The organism is Pseudomonas putida (assembly GCF_016406145.1).
Lineage (GTDB): Bacteria > Pseudomonadota > Gammaproteobacteria > Pseudomonadales > Pseudomonadaceae > Aquipseudomonas > Aquipseudomonas putida_E.
In genome coordinates this window covers 1-21,485 of record NZ_CP066306.1, presented here as the reverse complement: position 1 = coordinate 21,485, position 21,485 = coordinate 1, and the positions used below count along the sequence as shown (strand labels likewise).

17 protein-coding genes and 1 pseudogene are annotated in these 21,485 nt (G+C 55.6%); 6 read left to right on the top strand and 12 right to left on the bottom strand.

The genetic code is table 11. The features are described 5' to 3' along the window. Positions 1–7 precede the first annotated feature (7 nt). Positions 8–1,414, bottom strand: a complete 1,407-nt coding sequence (locus tag JET17_RS00090) for a heavy metal sensor histidine kinase (RefSeq protein ID WP_011953087.1) — start codon at positions 1,412–1,414, stop codon at positions 8–10. Further along, positions 1,414–2,091, bottom strand: a complete 678-nt coding sequence (locus JET17_RS00085; protein ID WP_011953086.1) for a heavy metal response regulator transcription factor — start codon at positions 2,089–2,091, stop codon at positions 1,414–1,416. The genes JET17_RS00090 and JET17_RS00085 overlap by 1 nt, the downstream gene beginning before the upstream one ends. Before the next feature lie 166 nt (positions 2,092–2,257). On the opposite strand from JET17_RS00085, the gene JET17_RS00080 reads away from it, so the two are divergent. From JET17_RS00080 to JET17_RS00055, 6 genes are all read left to right on the top strand, one after another. Then, positions 2,258–2,464 carry a co-regulatory protein PtrA N-terminal domain-containing protein gene (locus tag JET17_RS00080; protein ID WP_011953085.1) on the top strand — a complete coding sequence of 69 codons (207 nt, stop codon included), beginning with the start codon at positions 2,258–2,260 and terminating at the stop codon, positions 2,462–2,464. Between the two features lie 182 nt (positions 2,465–2,646). Beyond that, on the top strand, positions 2,647–4,605 hold the full coding sequence (locus JET17_RS00075) for a copper resistance system multicopper oxidase (RefSeq protein WP_012269846.1): 1,959 nt from the start codon (positions 2,647–2,649) through the stop codon (positions 4,603–4,605). Between the two features lie 14 nt (positions 4,606–4,619). After that, positions 4,620–4,949 carry a hypothetical protein gene (locus JET17_RS00070; RefSeq protein ID WP_233100412.1) on the top strand — a complete coding sequence of 110 codons (330 nt, stop codon included), beginning with the start codon at positions 4,620–4,622 and terminating at the stop codon, positions 4,947–4,949. Next, positions 4,939–6,054, top strand: a complete 1,116-nt coding sequence (locus JET17_RS00065) for a copper resistance protein B (RefSeq protein WP_011953082.1) — start codon at positions 4,939–4,941, stop codon at positions 6,052–6,054. Before JET17_RS00070 ends, JET17_RS00065 begins: the two co-directional genes overlap by 11 nt. 9 nt (positions 6,055–6,063) lie before the next feature. After that, the gene (locus JET17_RS00060; protein ID WP_011953081.1) at positions 6,064–6,843 is read left to right on the top strand and encodes a c-type cytochrome; all 780 of its coding nucleotides are present in this window, start codon (positions 6,064–6,066) and stop codon (positions 6,841–6,843) included. Then, a complete protein-coding gene (locus JET17_RS00055; protein ID WP_011953080.1) occupies positions 6,833–7,288 on the top strand; it encodes a DUF411 domain-containing protein in 456 nt (151 codons plus the stop codon). The genes JET17_RS00060 and JET17_RS00055 overlap by 11 nt, the downstream gene beginning before the upstream one ends. Before the next feature lie 97 nt (positions 7,289–7,385). Here the strand turns inward: JET17_RS00055 and JET17_RS00050 are convergent, their stop codons facing one another. The 10 genes and pseudogenes from JET17_RS00050 to dnaA all read right to left on the bottom strand — a co-directional run bounded on the left by JET17_RS00050 (position 7,386) and on the right by dnaA (position 21,100). Then, complete coding sequence (locus JET17_RS00050; RefSeq protein ID WP_011953079.1) at positions 7,386–7,718, bottom strand: DUF2790 domain-containing protein; 333 nt, start codon at positions 7,716–7,718, stop codon at positions 7,386–7,388. Between the two features lie 371 nt (positions 7,719–8,089). Beyond that, the gene (locus tag JET17_RS00045) at positions 8,090–8,449 is read right to left on the bottom strand and encodes a histone-like nucleoid-structuring protein, MvaT/MvaU family (protein ID WP_010951431.1); all 360 of its coding nucleotides are present in this window, start codon (positions 8,447–8,449) and stop codon (positions 8,090–8,092) included. 56 nt (positions 8,450–8,505) lie between these two features. Then, the gene (locus JET17_RS00040) at positions 8,506–10,422 is read right to left on the bottom strand and encodes a TniQ family protein (protein WP_010951430.1); all 1,917 of its coding nucleotides are present in this window, start codon (positions 10,420–10,422) and stop codon (positions 8,506–8,508) included. Positions 10,423–10,497: 75 nt separating this feature from the next. Then, positions 10,498–11,457: a TniB family NTP-binding protein gene (locus JET17_RS00035; RefSeq protein ID WP_010951429.1), complete on the bottom strand. Its 960-nt coding sequence runs from the start codon at positions 11,455–11,457 to the stop codon at positions 10,498–10,500. Further along, on the bottom strand, positions 11,454–13,412 hold the full coding sequence (locus JET17_RS00030; RefSeq protein WP_011953078.1) for a DDE-type integrase/transposase/recombinase: 1,959 nt from the start codon (positions 13,410–13,412) through the stop codon (positions 11,454–11,456). The genes JET17_RS00035 and JET17_RS00030 overlap by 4 nt, the downstream gene beginning before the upstream one ends. After that, positions 13,393–14,031 carry a TnsA endonuclease N-terminal domain-containing protein gene (locus JET17_RS00025; RefSeq protein ID WP_011953077.1) on the bottom strand — a complete coding sequence of 213 codons (639 nt, stop codon included), beginning with the start codon at positions 14,029–14,031 and terminating at the stop codon, positions 13,393–13,395. Before JET17_RS00025 ends, JET17_RS00030 begins: the two co-directional genes overlap by 20 nt. A gap of 837 nt (positions 14,032–14,868) precedes the next feature. Beyond that, positions 14,869–17,297 (bottom strand): annotated as a pseudogene (gene gyrB, locus JET17_RS27490) (DNA topoisomerase (ATP-hydrolyzing) subunit B). 4 nt (positions 17,298–17,301) lie between these two features. Then, a complete protein-coding gene (gene recF, locus JET17_RS00015; protein ID WP_012312007.1) occupies positions 17,302–18,405 on the bottom strand; it encodes a DNA replication/repair protein RecF in 1,104 nt (367 codons plus the stop codon). A 15-nt stretch (positions 18,406–18,420) separates the two neighbouring features. Beyond that, positions 18,421–19,524 carry a DNA polymerase III subunit beta gene (gene dnaN, locus JET17_RS00010; RefSeq protein WP_012312006.1) on the bottom strand — a complete coding sequence of 368 codons (1,104 nt, stop codon included), beginning with the start codon at positions 19,522–19,524 and terminating at the stop codon, positions 18,421–18,423. 40 nt (positions 19,525–19,564) lie between these two features. After that, positions 19,565–21,100, bottom strand: a complete 1,536-nt coding sequence (dnaA, locus tag JET17_RS00005) for a chromosomal replication initiator protein DnaA (RefSeq protein WP_012312005.1) — start codon at positions 21,098–21,100, stop codon at positions 19,565–19,567. Between the last annotated feature and the right edge of the window lie 385 nt (positions 21,101–21,485).

Below are 21,485 nucleotides of genomic sequence, written 5' to 3'. Positions count from 1 at the left end.
ATGAGCATTAAGCCGTTTGAGGCTTGGAAGTGGATTGTTTGGCGTGCGGCAGAGCGATGTGAAAACTCGTCACGCCGTCAGCGGAGGTACACCAAATTCGCCCACCATGAGCCTCGATGATCGAACGCGTTATGGCCAGACCCAAGCCGGCGTTGCTTGGGCTTCCTTCCCGCCTTGCAGGGTCAGCGCGATAGAACCGGTCGAAGATTTTGTTGATATGTTCCGGATCAATCGTGGCCCCATTGTTCTGGACGGACAGGTTCACTTGATCAGCCGCCTCGACAATCCGGACGGCGATATCGTGGCCTTCGGGGGTATAGCGCAAAGCGTTGGATAGAATGTTGGAAACCGCCCGGTCAATCATTAGCCGGTCACCACGGATCGTACCTTCGCCTTGAAGGGCAAGCCGAATGCTTCGGTCTTCGGCTGCAAGCTGGTAGTACTCAATCAGTCTGGACACTAGCCCGACCAGATCGATATCAACCTGCTCGGGGATGATCAAGCCGTTATCAGCTTTTGCCAGGAACAGCATGTCATCGATCATGCGCGACATGCGCTTGAGGTCTTCAAGATTGGAGTAGAGGTTGTCTTCGTAGGCATCGAGGTCGCGTTTTTTGGTCAGAACGACTTCGGTATGCGTCAGAAGATTACTTACCGGAGTCCGCAGCTCATGTGCGATGTCGGCTGAGAAGTTTGATAGCCGGACGAACGCGTCTTCCAGGCGTGCAAGCATTCCGTTGAAGGAGAGGATCAGCTCCTGCAATTCAAGCGGCACGGGCTCCAATGGAATTCGCTCGCGAAGGGACCGGGCAGACATGGATGTCGCCACCTTGGTGATCTGCCCAACCGGCCGAAGACCGCTCTTGGCCACGATCCACCCCAATCCTGCACTAACCAGAGCGCTGATGACCAAGCCAATGCCGAACCACCATTGCAGCGTCTTGAAAAAGTGGGCATGGCTGGTGACATCCAGCATCAACATGACTGTTACCGGCGCCTGCGCCTGCGCTATAGCCAGTTGAGAGGTAATCCCCCGGAAGTTCCGCGAGTCGATTTGCCAGTCCCAAACGGCGCCAGAAGAGGCCTGCTTAAAGCGCTCAGGGATGCGGGATGCCTTGGAGTCCGAGAACAGGACAGTACCGTCAGCATCAAGAATCTCCGCAGAAAGGTCCTGATGAGCCCCCAACAAAGCACGCAGTTGAGGCTCCTGATCCTCAAGTTCATCACGTGCTGCTGAAAGTGAAAGGATGTGCCGGGTGGATTCGAGTTTCTCGGCCAGGGCTTGCTCATCCAGCATCTGGAAATGGTGCTGACTGAGCATGTAGAAGCTCACGCCGGCAACGACCAATACGGCGATGACCGCGAACATGAACATGAGGGTAAGGCGTTTAACGAGCGACGATTGGGCGCGCATTACTCGGGAACATCCATCAGATAGCCCATGCCACGAACTGTATGTATGAGCTTGGGGGCGAAATCGTCATCAATCTTGGCCCGCAACCTACGAACAGCAACCTCGATCACGTTAGTGTCGCTGTCGAAGTTCATATCCCACACCTGCGATGCGATCAGGGACTTCGGCAGTACCTCGCCGCGTCGGCGCATGAGTAGTTCCAGTAAGGAGAACTCCTTGGCTGTGAGGTCGATCCGCTTGCCATTTCGGGTGGCCCGGCGCTTAAGCAGGTCTACCTCCAGGTCAGCCATCTTCATAGTGGTCTGAGCATAGCCACTGCTGCCTCTTCGCAGCAAAGTGCGCACACGCGCTAGCAGTTCCGAGAATGCAAAGGGTTTGACCAGGTAATCGTCAGCCCCGAGTTCTAACCCTTTCACGCGATCGTCCACGCCATCACGGGCCGTCAAAAACAAGACTGGGACCTCTTTCCCTGCCGCACGTACCATCCGCAGCACCTCCCAGCCGTCTAGCCCCGGCATCATTACATCAAGAATCAGCAGGTCATACGCCTCGCTCAAAGCGTATTGCAGCGCGTCGGTCCCTGTGACCACACGATCGACGGTAAAGCCTGCCTCCGTCAGCCCTTGCTGCAGGTAGGCCCCGATTTTTGGCTCATCTTCGGCTACGAGTAATTTCATCTGCTGCGCCCCCTTGGATGCCCTTCAGTGTGCAGCAAAAAAGGCACCCAACCAGAAGCTGACGGAAAAGTAATGTCGGGCTCAGCTTGCTGACAGTGCCGGGTAGCTAGCTTGAGCACTGTGAACGGCGCCAATCAGGCGAAACTGACCCTTAGAGGAAACGCAAATGAACATGATCAAAGCGATTGTGATGGTAGTCACCTTCGGCATGGCGAGCCTCGCCCTGGCTGAAGGCGGCGCGGATCGCACCTTCGCCAGGATGGAAGCTGCACGTGCATCTTCCATGCAGGCTTACCAGGTTGCTCAGGAGAAAAAAGCAGAGGCTCCTGTTACCGCCCAAAGCCAAAAGCACCCCGGCCACGAGAGCTGCTGAGCTTAGCTTACAGAAATGTAATCACCCCGGAATCTGAACTATGTCAGCTTTCGGGGTATTGCCTCCCGCAATCCTTGTGCTTTGGCGAAAGTCTACGAGGCTTGGGGGAGCTCAATTGAAACCAGATGGCTGCGGATCCCGCAGTCTGGATATCAGCGATCTACCTGATTGGACGCAACGGCATGCAAAGCAAAACCACGAGACGTTCATTCGTCAAAGGCCTGGCTGCTACCGGACTACTGGGTGGGCTGGGCATGTGGCGCGCGCCGGTCTGGGCCGTAACCAGCCCTGGCCAGCCTAACGTACTGACCGGCACCGATTTTGACCTGTACATCGGGGAGCTCCCGGTGAACATTACCGGGGCAGCTCGAACGGCGATGGCCATCAACGGTTCGCTGCCAGGACCAATACTCCGTTGGCGCGAAGGCGACACGGTCACGCTACGGGTTCGCAACCGCTTGAAGCAGGACACGTCCATCCACTGGCACGGCATCATCCTGCCGGCGAATATGGACGGCGTGCCGGGTCTAAGCTTCCATGGCATCGCTCCCGACGGCATGTACGAGTACAAGTTCAAGGTCCACCAGAACGGCACCTACTGGTACCACAGCCATTCGGGCTTCCAGGAGCAGGTCGGTGTTTACGGTGCGCTGGTGATTGATGCCAAGGATCCAGAGCCTTTCACCTACGATCGTGACTATGTCGTCATGCTGAGTGATTGGACCGACGAAGACCCGGCGCGGGTTATGTCCAAGCTCAAAAAACAGTCGGACTATTACAACTTCCACAAGCGCACCGTTGGCGACTTCGTCGACGACGTGAGCGAGAAAGGTTGGTCTGCTGCTGTGGCCGATCGAAAGATGTGGGCCGAGATGAAGATGAGCCCAACCGATCTCGCTGACGTGAGCGGGCACACCTACACCTACCTCATGAACGGCCAGGCGCCAAATGGGAACTGGACGGGAATCTTCAAGCCAGGGGAGAAAATCCGGCTTCGCTTTATCAATGGCTCGGCGATGACCTATTTCGACGTGCGGATCCCCGGCTTGAAAATGACGGTTGTCGCAGCCGACGGTCAGTACGTTAAGCCAGTGTCGATCGATGAATTCCGGATTGCCGTTGCTGAAACCTACGATGTCATTGTCGAGCCTGAAAACGAGCAGGCTTACACCATCTTTGCTCAATCCATGGATCGCACCGGCTATTCAAGGGGTACCTTGGCTGTCCGTGAGGGCCTGCAGGCACCGGTGCCGGCTGTAGATCCAAGGCCTCTCATCTCCATGAGTGATATGGGGATGGACCACGGCAGCATGGGTGGCATGGATCACGGCAGCATGGCCGGTATGGACCACAGCAAGATGGCTGGCATGGACCACGGCAGCATGGCCGGTATGGACCATAGCAAGATGGCTGGCATGGACCACGGCAGCATGGCCGGTATGGACCATAGCAAGATGGCTGGCATGGACCACGGCAGCATGGCCGGTATGGACCATAGCAAGATGGCTGGCATGGACCACGGCAGCATGGCCGGTATGGACCATAGCAAGATGGCTGGCATGGACCACGGCAACATGACCGGTATGGACCAAAGCAATATGGCCGCCAGCGGTGCCATGCAGAACCATCCCGCCTCCGAAACAAACAACCCTCTGGTCGATATGCAGACCATGACCCCTACGCCAAAGCTGAGCGATCCGGGGATCGGGCTTCGCGATAACGGGCGTCGGGTTCTCACGTATTCGGATTTGCGTAGCACCTTCATCGACCCTGACGGCCGGGAACCTGGCCGGACAATCGAACTGCACCTTACCGGGCATATGGAAAAGTTCGCTTGGTCCTTCGATGGGATCAAGTTTTCTGACGCAGAGCCGCTGCGGCTCAAGTACGGCGAGCGCCTGCGTATTACCTTGGTCAACGACACCATGATGACTCACCCCATCCATCTGCACGGCATGTGGAGTGACCTGGAGGATGAGGACGGCAATTTCATGGTGCGAAAACACACGATCGATATGCCGCCTGGCTCGAAACGAAGCTATCGCGTAACCGCAGATGCACTCGGGCGCTGGGCCTATCACTGTCACCTCATGTACCACATGGAGATGGGCATGTTCCGAGAAGTCCGCGTGGACGAATGAACTGGAGATACGAGATGAGCAAACCAATGAAACGAAGCGCCTTTTTCCTCTCCCCCCCTGCCGCGATGGTTGGCCTGCTCGCGGTGTACGCCCCGTCTTCCTGGTCCAGTGACAACCATGATCAGCACTCTCAAAAGTCGTCCAACGCGGCGCAATCGAACGGCTCGAAGAGCAAGCAAGCCCAGGGCATGAACCATGAAGGCATGGATCACGGCTCCATGAAAGGCATGGATCATGGCTCTATGGAGGGCATGGATCATGGTTCCATGGAAGGAATGGATCACAGCAAAATGATGGAATCGCATGGCAGCGACAAAGCTAAGGCAGGGAAAAATGGCCAATAGCGTTGCACGACCATCGCTGCTGGCATTCGCCGTTTCTTTAGGTGTGCTGGGCGTTTCGCCCAGCTTCGCCGCTGAAATGGATCATTCCGGAATGGACCACTCGGCAATGGGCCACGGTGCCATGCAGATGGACCACGCCTCATCACAGGCTGCGATGCCGGGCATGGACCACAGCCAGATGGGCGCGAGCAAGCAACCCACGCAACCTGCACCCGTTGATCACAGCAAAATGGGCCATGGCCAGCCCAAAGCGAAACCCGCCTCGATGGACCACAGCAAGATGGACCATGGAAGCATGAAAGGCATGGATCACGGGTCCATGGAAGGCATGGATCATGGCGCGATGGGTCATTCCACGATGGGAAACGGGAACGCTGATTCGCCGACCCCGACCAGCCGTACGCCAATCCCGGTGCTGACTGATGCCGACCGGCAGGCTGCCTTCCCCCCGCTTGACGGGCACAAAATGGATGACAGCGGGTTCAACAGCTTTTTCTTGCTAGACCAACTGGAATACCAAGATGCCGATGAAGGTAGCACGCTTGCTTGGGATGCATCCGGCTGGGTGGGCGGCGATATCAATAGGCTCTGGATTCGCTCGGAAGGTGAACGAACCAATGGTGTGACTGAAGATGCTGAGCTGCAGCTCCTCTATGGCCGCTCGGTAAGCCCGTGGTGGGATGTTGTCGCCGGCGTCCGGCAGGATTTCAAACCGGAGGATCCGCAGACCTGGGCTGCGTTCGGTATTCAGGGCCTGGCCCTGTATGACTTCGAAGCTGAAGCCACCGCCTTTATCGGCGAGAACGGTCAAACCGCTGCCCGTCTGGAGGGCGAGTACGACATCTTGCTAACCAATCGTTTAATTCTTCAGCCAACCGCTGAGGCCAACTTTTATGGCAAGAACGACCCGGAACGCGGCGTCGGCTCTGGCCTGGCAAACACCGAAGTCGGGCTGCGGTTACGGTACGAGATTGTTCGCCAGTTCGCGCCATACATAGGTGTCACCTGGAGCCGTTCCTACGGCAAAACCGCCGATTTCATTCGGGATGAAGGCGGGGACGTGGACGAAGCTCGTTTTGTGGCCGGTATTCGGATGTGGTTTTGAGAACTCAACATGAAAAAAACAATTACAACGCTGGTGGCGGCAGGTGCTGTTACTAGCGCAGCAGTGCTAGGTGCTGCTTACTTCGGTCTCGTGAACGTTGGTGCGGACGACCCACACTTCCCCGCTGTGCATGCGTTTTTGGCCATGGCGCGGGATCGCTCGATTGAAGTCCGAGCAAGCGACATTGAGGTGCCAAACCTTAAAGATCCTGCTCTCATCCAAGCAGGGGCAGGCAACTACAACGCCATGTGTATCGGTTGCCACCTCGCGCCAGGGGTGGAGAAAACTGAACTCAGCCAAGCCCTATACCCATCCCCACCAAACCTCACCGAGATAGGTGTAAGCGGTGACCCTGCTGCTGCGTTTTGGACCATCAAGCACGGTATCAAAGCGACAGGCATGCCAGCCTGGGGTAAGAGCATGGACGACCAGTACATCTGGGGAATCGTCGCGTTCCTGGACCAGCTACCGCAACTCAATGCTGAGCAGTACCAGATGATGGTCGCTTCCAGTGGTGGTCACCAACATGGCGGTGGCGAAAGCGATATGCATAACCATGAAGGCCAACACGGTGGTGCGAAATCAGGTCATGGAAATCATGATGATTCCGCAGCAAACGGCGTGGCTGAGGAAAGTCATGATCATGGCAGTTCGCATTCGGAGTCTTCATCAGTAGCGGAGCACCACGGTGAACACGAGTCCGGCGAGGCGCACTCGGACCACCACACAGGTTCTACTCCCAAAACCCATGTGCACAAAGACGGGAAGGAGCACACTCATGACAAGTAAGCGCCGCTTCCTCGGTTTAAGTACCGCAGCGTCACTTCTAATCGCCTCAGCCGCCTTTGCTGCGGAGCCCCTGACTATCGATGTGCACCGGGACGCTAATTGCGGTTGCTGTAAGAAATGGATAGCGCACTTGGAGGCAAACGGCTTCAAGGTCGTCGACCACGTTGAAACGGACATGAGGGCGGTGAAGCAAGAGCTAGGAGTAGCTCCGAGGCTGGCTTCGTGTCACACCGCGGTTATCGATGGCAAGTTTGTGGAAGGTCACGTCCCCGCAGCCCAGGTGCAGGAGCTCATAAAGCGCAACGACCTGGCAGGCGTCGCGGTACCTGGCATGCCCGCTGGCTCACCAGGTATGGAGGTTGATGGCATGAAACACGCCTATCAAGTCATCGGCCTCACCAAGAGTGGGGACGATCAAGTAGTTGCCAGTTATCCTGACACGTAATGCAAGATGCCCCGGGGGAAGGGCTTCTGCCGGCCAGCCGACCAGCTGCAGCGCTGGTCGTGGTCAGCTTACTCCAAGACTTACCCTGTCCCTTCGGTCAGTTTTGACCTCTACAGTTAATTCCAGCAGAGCGATATTCGAGGATTTTCAACTCACCTGTTGAGTCCTCGTAATTCATCTGTGTCGGCATCACGTCGCAGCTACCTTTGAGCGAAGTCATACTGATAACTCTCGCCACATCCAGTTTCATTCCGTAGCGATAATGGATCACTTCAGGTGGTTTTTTTCCATTGGCAGCGGCGTAGGCACGCATTGCTTGCTCATTTGCCTGAATCATCTTTCCGTGTAAGCGATCAGATCCTCCTTCAGCTAAAGCGGATGAGGAGGCGATTACGAGCATGAGGGCGGCAATGCTTTTAGCGGTGTTCATTTCTGTTACTCCATGAAGACATGAGTGAAGCTTACCGACTGGGAGCTGTCATCCACGTGATCCAGGAATTACATGTTTGTAAGCAGGCTATCGATAATGATGGCTCTGAATACACGTGAAAGCCGCGTCGTTTCAGGCTGCGACAGTTTTAATTCTCTAGCGAATCAGTCTGAACCGGCGTTTTGGGTGATTGCGACAGTTTTGCGTTTCCTCTCCAAATGGCTGCAGGCCGCGAAAGACGGGACCCTCTAGCGACAGTTTTAATTCTCTAAATCCACCACCCGCAGAAAATTTCGTCACGCCCCAGAATGGGAATTTGCATTCGGGGCGCACCACGATTCATCTCGTGCCAGAAGCCGCCTGCAGTGCAATCAATTGGCGAGCCAAGACTCGACTACCTCAGCGCCATACTCGTTTTTCCAGGCCTTAAGCGTACGCTGATTACCACCCTTGGTCTCAACAACCTCTCCGCTGTGTGGATTCTTGTAGACCTTCACTTCGCGTGGTTTCCGAGAGGTTTTTGGGGCCATATCAGTGGAAGCCACCGCTTGCGGATCGAGGATCAGCACCACTTGGCGCAGGCCGTAGCCATACTCGTTGAGCAAACTGCGCAGCTTCGTTTCAAATTCCATTTCCTGCTTCAGGGCAGAGTCATTTTTCAGCGCTTCCAGCTCCGCCAGTTGGGCTGCGAGCTGTTGTTCGAGCAGGCGGAATTCAGCGAGACGGGACATAAGATTCTCCAAAATGGGTTCGATGATTTTAGCAATCAAGAAAGAAAGCGTGCTAACTATCTTGATCCCACATGCCTGAATCGGCAATCACGAGGCTGAGCGATCGGTGTGGATAAAAACGTGATGGCTTCAGGATCGTCGATCTGGGCGGCTTCACTTGCGAGGTAATCGATCAGCTTTTTGCTTCTTACCCAAACGTACTGCCGGCAAGCCGCGTTTGGAATGGATGGCCCCGCAACGGGGCGAAACCTGGCCTCCCAAAGGTGCTTGAACGCCTCCCTGGTCGACTTCCCCAAATACACCGCAATCTCCGGTCCCAAGATATAGCCACGCCTGAATCTGTCGATGGCTTGAGGCTTAACCATCAATTGCGTACGCCGGCCTCGTTCGACAGCAGTGCTCCATAGCAGACCCAGTCGAACGAACGCGTATGCGCATTGTTCTTTGACGCCTAACAGCGCAGCAGCCTTGACTACCGACAGGCCGGGAAAGACCGGACTCTTGTTCTCAGCTCGGGCTTGTTGCCACGCTGCAAAATCTTGCGGCTTGAGTAACCACGCCCCTACCGCAACCGAGCCATTCTCAGCTGGGCCGTAAGCGCGAAGTTCACCTGCACGTATTGCCTGAACCAACTCGACCAACCCACCCCCCTTGGGCAGAGAATGCTTGGCCAAGTAGTTGATCGACACCAGGCTCTGGTCAGAGCTGGTAGGCAGCTTCTCATCAATCAATTCGTTGATCGAGCGGCAGTCAATCAGCCACCTTTCGCCTGGGCGCGGTTCTCCACCAAAGAACTGGAGGGTACCACCAGCTAGCAGCTGCCTAACCCGATTGCGACAGAGGCTTAGCAAAGTCGAGGTTTCTTTCATATCAGCCACGCCCTGGAGATGCTGCGAGATTGCCTTCAAATGATCCAGGTCCACGACCGTAAAGACTCGATCTTCATGGACCTTCTCCCGATAGGCGATTTGTCCCTCCTGATGAAGGCGTTTTATGACTGATACCCCGAGACCACAAGCTTCAGCAGCAGAATCGAACGACACCCAACGATGTCTCTCAATCGTCTCCTCACTCAAATTGCGATTTCGCTTCGCTAACGGTGCTTCCCACGCATGCTGCAGAAATGATTCGAACTCTCGACGAAGAAAGTCAAAACAAGAGTCATCCAGATCACGGTGGATGTCGTGGTATATCGGGCCGAACGATCTGCTGAGCGTCCAATGTTCGTTATCGGAATGGACTGCCTTGAGGCCACTCAGCAGTTCTCTGAATGCGAGAGGCCAGTTCATGAGAACCACGCCCGCCGCGTTTGCCATAAGCCGCGATATCTCTAGCGAACCCGAATCAGCAACCTTCAGCGGCTGGGTTCTTTCCGTAGGCAAACTTCTGACAGCGAGACGCGATGACAACTCGTGAAACTGTTCGTAGGTGAGGGCCGCCAATCCCGCGTCAGCTGGCAACGAGTCGGCGTAAAACCTATCTTCAAAGCCAGAGGTGAGCCAGGCGGCCGTATCACTCGCCGGCGCGATCTCAAAATTGGTCCCACTCAATGAGGTGCCACACGCTTGGCAACTATTCGCACTCATTGCGCTTGGATCGGTTTCCTTCAGACAGTTGGGGCACCGCCCGTGGAGTTCAGTGCCGTGGACAGAACACGTCGTAACCAGGGTCAAGCCCCAGCTTTCTCTCCAATAACCGGCTTCGCCCAAACAGATCGGACAGTAACGAGCGTGATGAGTCGTCCATAACTTGACCCCCTTGGGCCTTGGATCACGAAACTCAGCAGATACCGCAGGCCAGCTCAGTGGTCCTTCCATCATCTGCAGCCAGTCCGCAACATCGGTCTCGTCGGCTCGTGCAAAGGCGGTGAGCAGTTCCTTTCTGGGTAATCCGTTGGCTTTCGCCAGGCGCTGCAGGTACCCCAAAAGACTTTCGTCTTGGTGTGGTCGTGGGTTGATTAAAAGACCAAACATTCCTACACATCCATGAAATCGAAGACATAAAAATCAGGGGAGTAGAGCCGGGCCGATAAGCCCGGCCCTTGGCCGTCAGGTACTGCTCTCTTCGAACGTCTCAAACGGCTCCCGCTTCCCGAACAGAGGCTGGAAATTGAAGCTCGCACTGAAGGGGTTTCGATCCTCGGTGGCGTAGCTCCAAACCTCGTCTTCAAAAGCCTGGGCCAGCACAGGAAGTTCAATCCCGACAAGGTCCTGGACTTGAACCAGCCAAACAGCCCTGTCCACAATCTTGATGAGGTAGTCGATCAATCCATAGGAAGCCAGGTAGAAGCGTTTAATCATCGCTGGCTCTACAAAACTGATGGTTTGAACAGGCAGTTCGCCCTCGATTGCCTGCAACAACATCACGAAATGAAGAGACGTATTAGCGGAGAAGGTGAAGCGATCGTATGCCACCGTGGCCGAAAACCTGCGTCGCAGTTGCTCGTTTGCTAGCAGGAGATTTTCGGTGCGCTTCAGCCCAATCAGAACAAACGCGATACTGGTTTCATTCATCAGACTCTTGATCCAGTCTGCTGCCTCATACGCACCATTACGACGATAATCGACCAGGTGCTGCGCCTCATCGAGGACCAACATCTCCACGCCAAGGTTCTTCAGCAGCAGGACTACTCGCGCAAATTTAACCTCTGCCGAATGTCCTCGTGCCTCTGCGAAGGGATCCTTCAGCTCTGCCAAAATGGCTGCTGCCAGGTTCTTTTTGGTTGGAGACGAAGGCATCTCGACGAACAGAACTGTCCGCTTCTGTGGGTCATGGCTCTCCAATTCCTCCAATGACCGAATGTACTCCTTGACCAATGTGCTCTTGCCCACTCCGCTTGGACCTTGGATCAGCAACCCTTTACTTGCTCTGGTACGCCGACTATCGCCGTGGATATCGCCTAGTCGCGTCAACGCTCGCTCGACTTGAGGGCTGTGAATAAAACGATCGCGGAGCGTAAAGCTGTATTCACCATGCTCGTAGCATTCGTACAGATTGATGGCGTTCATGGCTTAGAACTCCCAGCAGGGCGACGAACCGAGACCTTGAAGGCTGCTGGCGGAATGTTAGGAATAGAGTCACCGGTCCATTCCACTTCAGCGAGTACCTTGGGTGGAGGCGTGCTTTCGGTCACTCGACCCTCCTTGTCGATTTTCGCTATGGCAGCTGCGCGTCGTTTTCTGAGCGTCTGCGAACGGCGGGCCTCGTCTGCATCTTCCATAATTTCCTGGTAGCACCTGTGCGTAGCCTCGAAGCTAGGCTGCTCATTATATTTTTCTCGCAGCGCTTTCTCGGCAGCCTTCCACACCTCCCTGCTCTTACCGGCCATTCGCTCATCTTTGGCGGGCACTTTGAAGAACAAGTTTCTGAAGCGGTCGTGAACCCAAACGTGCCCGGCTTCGTCTCGATAGCGGACGTTTACCTTTTCTCCGTCTGCCAAACGCATACGGAGCTCAGCAAGTTCCGTAGAGTGGTAGCCCACTTTGGCAACCTCGATGCCGTAATGGTGAACCTTCACCGAGGCCCGCTTGGCCAGAATGCACTCCAACGAGTCCAGGTCGACGGGAAGGCTGATGACATGGTTCGCCTCGCTAGTCCCCCAGACTTGAGCCGGTGTTCTGTTGTCCAGCCCCCGATGAGGAGTCTGGTGGTAACCATCGACGATCCATTTCACTACCACCGCCTCCAATTGAGGGAGCGTGAAACATGCATTCTTCTCCGAGTCGTAATCGCCACGCTGCTGGATATTCGAGAAGGTGGTACCCGGGAGGTTGTGGATAAGCCCCAGGTTCTGTGTGCTGAAAAAGCGTTCGACGGCACCTTTCCTTTGAGGGGCCCTTGAAGCGGGATACATGATCTCGATACCCAACTCGTTGAATCCCATGATGAGATCGCCCGCGTGAAATTCCGCTGCGTTGTCTGGGACTATTCGAGCCGGCAGCCCACGTGCCCACCATTCATTTCTCACTTTCGGAAAGCGCTTCAGCAATTCGGCTTTTGGACGGATTGAGCGTTCGATCACACGAAGCACGGTTTCCGTATTTGGCGCCGACAGGTGGAGCAAATATCCCATCACCATTCGAGAGAAGCGGTCGAGGACGATCGTCAGATAGGGGCGCCCAATGCACAGCCCCGAGGTTTCATCCACAAGCTGGACGTCCAACAAGGTGTGATCAATTTCCCAACGTTCCAAAATCTCATGGACACGTAGGACACCCGCCGCAACACGGTGCTTCTTGTCTGCTGCGTGTTTTCCGAGCCTCTCCTTATCCACAAGGTACGGATCCAGCTTGGCGATGTACCTTCGGACAGTCATTCCGCTTGGGATCTTGAGCTGATCCGAAGGCAAACGACTTTTGTTCCTCTCTTTTATCTGATCCTCGAATTCTGAAACGACCACGCTGACCGCTGGAATCGTATCCTGCAGGTAGGTTTTATTAATCACCCCTTCAAGAATAACTTCGAGCTCTCCCTGTATCGCGGCAGCCCGACCCTTTTTGGCATGCTGAGGGATAAGCTTTACTACGTTCTGGCCAATGTATTTGGCTGCCCAACGTCGAATAGTGGAAACCGAGGGTGCGCACGCATCCCCAATCTTTTTGGCGATATCTCTAAGCTTCTTGATCATGTCTTCGTCACCCGGTAGCTTGTATTTACCGCGCTTAGTTAGGTCGTCCAGATACTTGCGTCGACGCAATGCCTCATCTCCATGTTTTTTGGGGAAGCATGAAATATCTGGAGGGACGTTCCGCACATACGGAACCCTCCCAAGGTATGGCTGATCAGCGGAGATCTCGATCTCGCGCTTCTCGTAGGCCTCATAGAACTCCTTCTCGGATAGCTTCGTGGGCTCACCAAGCTCATCGAAAAAGAGCAGCTTCCGGTCAATAAGCCTCTTCTCAAGCACCATCAGTACGCCACGAACGATGACGACCAATTTCACCCTAAGGGAAAAGGTTTGCATGACGGTGCCCCCCTTGCAGGAAGACCGGGGAGTCAGTGTCAATTGACCTATCAAGGTCAATGCCCACCACCCCAAGGCCTAACAAGCGCCAGGCTTTCCCCTCACCAACCACGTAGAGCAGATCTGCAACGGTCATAGGCGGCCATTCGTTGAAGGTCGCCATTACCTCCTCCAACGCCTGATGCGAAAGCTCTGGACCGCGCCGGTGATACATCAGCCTTCTAAGATTGGTAGCCAGGGGTTCAGCTTCAATTAACTTTTCAGTGATCACCGAAAAGTTACGGGCAGTGGCGTTGAAGTAGCGCTCAGCGGCATCCAGTCGCTGCCTGACGCTGGCAATCTTCAGTCGGTCGTGAGGCTTCACTTCAAACCACCACTCGCGCCCATCCGCGAGGAAAACCTGTACGTCTGGGTAATATTTGAAGTAGCCCTGGAGCGATGGAACACGTTCCTCACTGGGCTGCGGGACGTAGCCGATGACCGCAGGAGACAGCTCAAGAAGCCGAAAAAGAGCGCCTTCGAGCTGGGACTCCCAGGGCACAGGCTTTTTATTTTTGAGCGATGGGAAGTAGCCGCGGTAATGGTTGGACCGCCGCGTGACCACCTTTCGTACTGTCATGAAACACCTCCGAAAATCTCGAAACGAGCGCCGACGCTGCGCCAAAAAATCAAGGCGCAGGGCGGGCGAAGTGAGGCCTTTCGACAGGCAACACTGTGCCGTCGAGTAACCTCGCTAAGGTCGAAAAAATGGGAGAGGATTGACAGTCGCTTCGAAAAAGCAGACATTGCGGGTTCTGAGGACGCAAGTCTGCTTCGCTAAGCGCGGTCAGTCCTCTCGGGATTGATCGCGTTTTTCTACATTTTCAGGTCTCCTTTTCTCTCATTGGTCATGACTCTCATGACTGATCAGAATCTAAAGCAATCGGCTTGCTCTCTTTATTTCTAAACGGCCACTTCGTGATCGCTGGAGCAATTTGGATCAGGTCTGAAGCTCTCGCTTCAAACAGCTGATTTGGCTGAAAATCTTCAGTGCAAAGCGGAAAAGTTGGTCATAGATCTTATTCCAACATCCCTTCGAAATCTACAAAAAATCCAAAATGGCAACTTCCACCAAATTCCATTTCCATACTAAATTGTTCAAATTAATACTTAACACGTACGCTTAATTAACTATTAAGGTGTTCAAATATTAGTTTTAAAGTCCTCTCAATCTCTCTGCTGCTCAGATCCGCCCGCCGACCCTCTCAGCACTTCCAGCGCCCCATCAAATCACTTCCTCAAATCCCCCCATCTGCATCATTTTCCAATGAGCGGAGTAGGGCGCCCCGGCAGGAATTCCAGGCAAAAAAAAGCCCGCGAAGGCGGGCTTGATGGTGACCGACAGGGGCCATGGTTGAAGCCCGGCCGGTCATCTATTTGTGAAAGCGTGCAGCTTTTCTGTGAACCTACAACCTGATCAGAAGTCCAGGTTAGAAACCGACAGCGCGTTGCTTTCGATAAAGTCACGGCGAGGTTCAACCGCATCCCCCATCAAGGTGTTGAAGATCTGATCGGCGGCAATGGCGTCTTCGATGGTGACCTTGAGCATGCGTCGTACAGTTGGGTCCATGGTGGTTTCCCACAACTGGTCCGGGTTCATCTCACCCAGCCCTTTGTATCGCTGGATGGTGTGACGCTTGGTGGTCTCGTTCATCAGCCAATCCAGGCCTTCCTTGAACTCGACGATCGCCTTGCGACGTTCACCACGCTGTACGTAAGCACCTTCGCCCAGCAGGCTCGCCAACTTGGAGCCAATGTTGACCACCGTGCGATAGTCGTTGCTGCCGAAGAAATCGCGGTTGAAGGTGATGTAGCTGGCCAGGCCGTGCGAGGTGATTTCCACTTCAGGCAGCCACACATTGCGCTCTTTGTCCTCGCGCAGAGTGGCCTTGTACATCAGGCCAGACTTCTGGCTGTTGCTCAGGCGCTCCTGCAGTTTGGCCAACCAGTTCTCCATGACGGCATGGTCGCCCAATTGCTCCAGGGTAACTTCCGGCAGGTAGATGAAGTGCTCGGTCAACTCTTCCGGGTACAAGCGAGACAAGCGCTTGAGGGTCTTCATCACACCGCGGAACTCGTTGACCAAAACCTCCAGCTGAACGCCGGAAACGGCTGGCGCAGACTCATCCAGGTGCAGGCTGGCATCTTCGAGGGCCGACTGGGTCATGTATTCTTCCATGGCCTCGTCGTCCTTGATGTACTGCTCCTGTTTGCCTTTCTTCACCTTGTACAGCGGTGGCTGGGCAATGTAGATGTAGCCACGCTCGACCAGCTCTGGCAGCTGACGGAAGAAGAAGGTCAGCAGCAGGGTACGGATGTGCGAACCATCAACGTCAGCATCGGTCATGATGATGATGTTGTGATAGCGCAGCTTGTCGATGTTGTACTCTTCGCGGCCGATGCCACAGCCCAGCGCGGTGATCAGTGTGCCCACTTCCTGGGAAGAGATCATCTTGTCGAAACGTGCTTTCTCGACGTTGAGAATCTTGCCCTTCAGCGGCAGGATCGCCTGGGTACGACGGTTACGACCTTGCTTGGCCGAGCCACCTGCGGAGTCACCCTCCACCAGGTACAGTTCGGAAAGAGCAGGGTCCTTCTCCTGGCAGTCCGCCAGTTTGCCCGGCAAGCCCGCGATATCTAGCGCGCCTTTACGGCGAGTCATTTCACGCGCTTTGCGCGCCGCTTCACGGGCACGGGCAGCGTCGATCATCTTGCCGACTACCGCTTTGGCTTCGTTGGGGTTTTCCAACAGGAAGTCGGCGAAGTACTTGTTCATCTCCTGTTCCACGGCGGTTTTCACCTCCGAGGAAACCAGCTTGTCCTTGGTCTGCGAACTGAACTTCGGATCCGGCACCTTGACCGAAATGATCGCGGTCAGGCCTAAAATCACGAGCATCGTCACCGGTGGTGGAAACCTTGTTCTTCTTGGCCAGGCCTTCCTGCTCGAAATATGTAGCTGTTCAGGCTACGGGTCAGCGAAGAGCGGAAACCAACCAGGTGGGTACCGCCATCGCGCTGCGGAATGTTGTTGGTGAAGCACAGCAGGTTTTCGTTGAAGCTGTCGTTCCACTGCAGGGCAACTTCAACACCCACGCCATCTTCACGCTGAACGTTGAAATGGAACACCTGGGAGTTGACCGGAGTCTTGTTGGTGTTCAGGTATTCAACGAATGCACGCAGGCCGCCTTCATATTTGAAGAACTCTTCTTTGCCCGAGCGCTCGTCTTTCAGCAGAATGCCGACGCCAGAGTTCAGGAAGGACAGTTCACGAATACGCTTGGCCAGGATGTCCCAGCTGAAGTGAATATTCTTGAAGGTCTCAGCCGAAGGCTTGAAATGAATATGGGTACCGGTGGTTTCGCTTTCGCCCACAACGGCCATCGGCGCCTGTGGAACACCATGAACGTAGGTCTGCTCCCAGATCTTGCCGCTACGGCGAACGGTAAGCACCAGCTTTTCCGAAAGGGCGTTTACTACCGAAACACCTACACCGTGCAGACCGCCGGAAACTTTGTAGGAGTTATCATCAAATTTACCGCCCGCGTGCAGTACGGTCATGATGACCTCAGCCGCAGAAACGCCTTCTTCTTTATGCACGTCGACCGGAATGCCGCGACCGTTGTCGCGCACACTGATGGATTCATCCGTGTGGATAATGACGGTGATGTCATCGCAGTGCCCGGCGAGGGCTTCGTCGATCGAGTTGTCGACCACTTCGAAGACCATGTGGTGCAGGCCGCTACCGTCATCGGTGTCGCCAATGTACATGCCGGGACGCTTGCGCACGGCATCCAAACCTTTCAGCACCTTGATGCTTGAAGAGTCGTACGTTTGATTTTCGCTCATGCCTTCACTCCCGATGGTCGTGGGTCTGGGTGATACGGCCTTGTTCCACGTGGAACAAAGCAACTGGCGTTTCCGTCTGCCAGCCTTCCCTCAGTAATTCGTGATCTACACAGGTGATGAACACCTGGCAGCGTAATTCTTCTAGCAAGCGGCACAGTGCACGGCGATGCTGGTCGTCCAACTCGGACGGCAAGTCATCCACGAGATAAATACAGTGGCCGCGGCGAGCCTGGCTAACGAGATGGCCTTGGGCAATGCGCAGAGCACAGACCACCAGCTTTTGCTGACCACGCGACAGGATGTCGGCTGCGTTATTGGCAGCCAAACGAAGACGCAGATCAGCACGCTGCGGACCGGCCTGGGTATGGCCCATCTGCTGATCGCGAAGGAGAGAGGAGGCGAGTACTTCGTTGAGTTCCCGGTCCTTGTCCCAGCCTCGGTAGTAGCTAAGGGTCAACCCGTCCAGCTCGACCAGTTCGCTCAGGGTTTGCTCGAAGACGGGCTTCAAGGCCTTGATGTAGTTGCGACGGTATTCATCTATTTCCGCGCTGGCCAGGCACAATTCCCGGTCCCAGGCGGCTTGCGAAGCTGGGTCAAGTGTACCATGCCGCAACCATGAGTTCCGCTGCCGCAACGCCTTCTGCAGACGCTGCCAAGCTGGCATGAAGCGAGGTTCCACGTGGAACACTCCCCAATCCAGAAACTGGCGACGGATCTTCGGTGCGCCTTCAAGCAACCTGAAACTGTCTGGGTTGATGAGCTGCAGGGGCAGCAGTTCTGCAAGCTGCGCGGCGCTCTTGGCATTCTGCCCATCGATACGGATAGTGAAGTCGCCCGCCCGCTCACGCGACACACCCAAGTTGCTGGTGCCACCCTCGCTCAACTGTACTTCGCCAAAAACCGTGCACGCTGCCTGCTCGTATTGAATGACCGGATTCAGACGGGTACTGCGAAACGATCTGGCCAACCCGAGCAAATGCACGGCTTCCAGCACACTGGTCTTGCCGCTGCCGTTGGCGCCGTAGAGGATATTGATGCGGGGGGAGGGCGAGAGGGTCACCGGGTGCAGGTTGCGCACCGCGGTGACCATGATACGTCGAAGGGACATTTGGCCTGCTACAGGTTACAGGCGCATCGGCATGACAACGTAAGACGAGTCGTCATTGCCGGCTTCCTGCAGCAGAGCACTGCTATTGGAATCGGAGAGGATCAGGCGAACCTGTTCCGTTGTCATCACGCCCAATACGTCTAGCAAGTAGCTGACGTTGAAGCCGATCTCCAGCGATGCGCCGTCATAGTCCACGCTGATCTCTTCTTCCGCCTCTTCCTGTTCAGGGTTGTTTGCCTGAATTTTCAACTGGCCGGCAGCCAACTGCAGACGAATACCGCGGTACTTCTCGTTGGAAAGGATTGCGGTACGGCTGAACGCTTCGCGCAAGGCCTGGCGATCGCCGATGACCAACTTGTCACCACCCTTGGGCAGTACACGCTCATAGTCAGGGAACTTGCCATCGACCAGCTTGGATGTGAAGGTGAACTCGCCTGTGTTCGCACGGATGTGGTGCTGGCCCAGGACGATGCTGACCATGCCTTCCGGGTCGGTTAGCAGGCGCGCCAGTTCGAGGATACCTTTACGTGGCACGATGACCTGATGACGCTCATCCTGCTCGATGGCTGCGCTCATGGAGCACAGCGCCAGACGATGCCCATCGGTAGAAACGGCACGCAGGGTATTACGCGACACTTCCAACAGCATACCGTTGAGGTAGTAACGTACGTCCTGCTGAGCCATGGCGAAGCTGGTGCGCTCGATCAAACGACGCAGTTTGCTCTGCTCAAGGTTGCAGGTCAGCGAACCTGGGCCTTCTTCCACAGTGGGGAAGTCGTTGGCTGGCAGGGTCGACAGGGTGAAACGGCTACGGCCGGCCTTGACCAACAGCTTCTGTTCGTCGACCTTGATATCGATCAGAACGTCGTTCGGCAGGCTTTTGCAGATGTCCATCAGCTTGCGCGCCGGGACAGTGATTTCGCCAGGCTCGGCCGGCTCTTCCAGTTGGACGCGGCCTACCAGTTCGACTTCCAGGTCGGTACCGGTCAACGACAGCTGCTGGCCTTGCACGACCAGCAGTACGTTGGACAGGACCGGCAAGGTCTGACGGCGCTCGACGACACCGGCGACCAGTTGCAGGGGTTTCAACAGGGCTTCGCGTTGAATGGTGAAATGCATGGTCTAGTCCCTTGCCTTCAATTAGCTGCGCTGGCGGCCATCAGGTGGTGAGCGTGCGCAGCAGGTTCTTGTAGTCCTCGCGGATGTCCGCGTCGGATTCCTTCAGTTCGTTGATCTTGCGGCAAGCGTGCAGCACGGTGGTGTGGTCACGGCCGCCAAACATGTCGCCGATCTCCGGCAGACTGTGGTTGGTCAGCTCTTTGGACAACGCCATGGCCACCTGACGCGGGCGCGCTACAGAGCGCGAACGGCGCTTGGACAACAGATCGGAGATCTTGATCTTGTAGTACTCGGCAACGGTGCGCTGAATGTTATCCACACTCACCAGCTTGTCTTGCAGCGCCAGCAGGTCCTTCAGCGACTCGCGAATCAGCTCGATGGTGATGTCGCGGCCCATGAAGTGCGAGTGGGCGATGACGCGCTTCAATGCCCCTTCAAGCTCACGTACGTTGGAACGAATACGCTGAGCGATGAAGAAAGCGGCATCGTGCGGCAACTCGACCTTGGCCTGGTCCGCCTTCTTCATCAGGATCGCCACGCGAGTCTCCAGCTCTGGCGGTTCGACAGCCACCGTCAGCCCCCAGCCGAAACGCGACTTCAGTCGCTCTTCCAGACCTTCGATTTCCTTCGGGTAGCGGTCACTGGTGAGAATCACCTGCTGGCCACCTTCGAGCAATGCGTTGAAGGTGTGGAAAAACTCCTCCTGAGAACGCTCCTTGCGGGCGAAGAACTGGATATCGTCGATGAGCAACGCATCGACCGAACGGTAGAAGCGCTTGAACTCATTGATCGCGTTGAGCTGCAACGCCTTGACCATGTCCGCGACGAAGCGCTCGGAATGCAAGTACACCACCTTGGCATTCGGGTTCTTCTTCAGCAGGTGGTTACCCACAGCATGCATCAAGTGCGTTTTACCCAGGCCCACGCCACCGTAAAGGAACAGTGGGTTGTAGCCATGCTTCGGGTTGTCGGCAACCTGCCAGGCTGCTGCCCGGGCCAACTGGTTCGATTTACCTTCGACAAAGGTTTCGAAGGTGAACGTACGGTTCAGATAACTGGTGTGCTTGAGCGCACCCTCCACCTGAACGTTGCGCTGTTCGGTACGACCCGGCGCGACAGGTGCAGGAGCGCTGTCAGCCATCGAATCATAGCTGTCTCGCGACGACGCCTCGGCCATGTCGGAGGCCTGCGCAGGTTCAGCAGTGGGCACCGAGACCGGGTCAGCAACAGCCATGACTGGCGCGGCTGCTGGCTGCGCGTGGGTCTGCGCAAGGGACGCAGCCATTGCAGCGCTGACCGGGGCATTGGGCGCGGCCCGCGGTGCGGAGCTGCGACGGCTACCTATTAATAAGGAAAGGGCAGGCGCGATGCCGCTACCGTTCTCACCCAACAGTTCGAGCAGACGGCCGAGGTACTTTTCATTCACCCAATCGAGAACGAAACGGTTAGGCGCATACACGCGCAACTCGTCGCCTTCGGCTTCGACCTGTAGCGGACGGATCCAGGTGTTGAATTGCTGGGCAGGCAGTTCATCGCGCAGAAGCTCCACGCACTGCTGCCAAAGTTCCACTGACACGGATATCCCCTGAGTTTGAAAGCCGGATGAGGCAAAAACAAACGGCCATTGTACCGGTCAAGCGATCACTTATCCACATGTGGAAACATTATGAGCCATGGCAAAACAGCCATTTAGCGACCAAAACAGCGCTGAAGGACTGTGAATAAGCTCTGTGGATAACCAGCCATAAGGGCTATGCACAACCCTGGGTCAAGACCTGTTGATAACTCGCCTGTGGATAATGCACCTTTTAATCCACAGGCTGTACGCAGGCCCAGCACAAGCGTAGCACGGGTTGTGGACAATGTTTCTGATCGCTGTACAGCCCGTGCTCGTTGGCCTGTAGAAGGTTATCCACAGAAACTTATCCACTTAAGATTTATAAGTTATTCAGAAAAGCTTT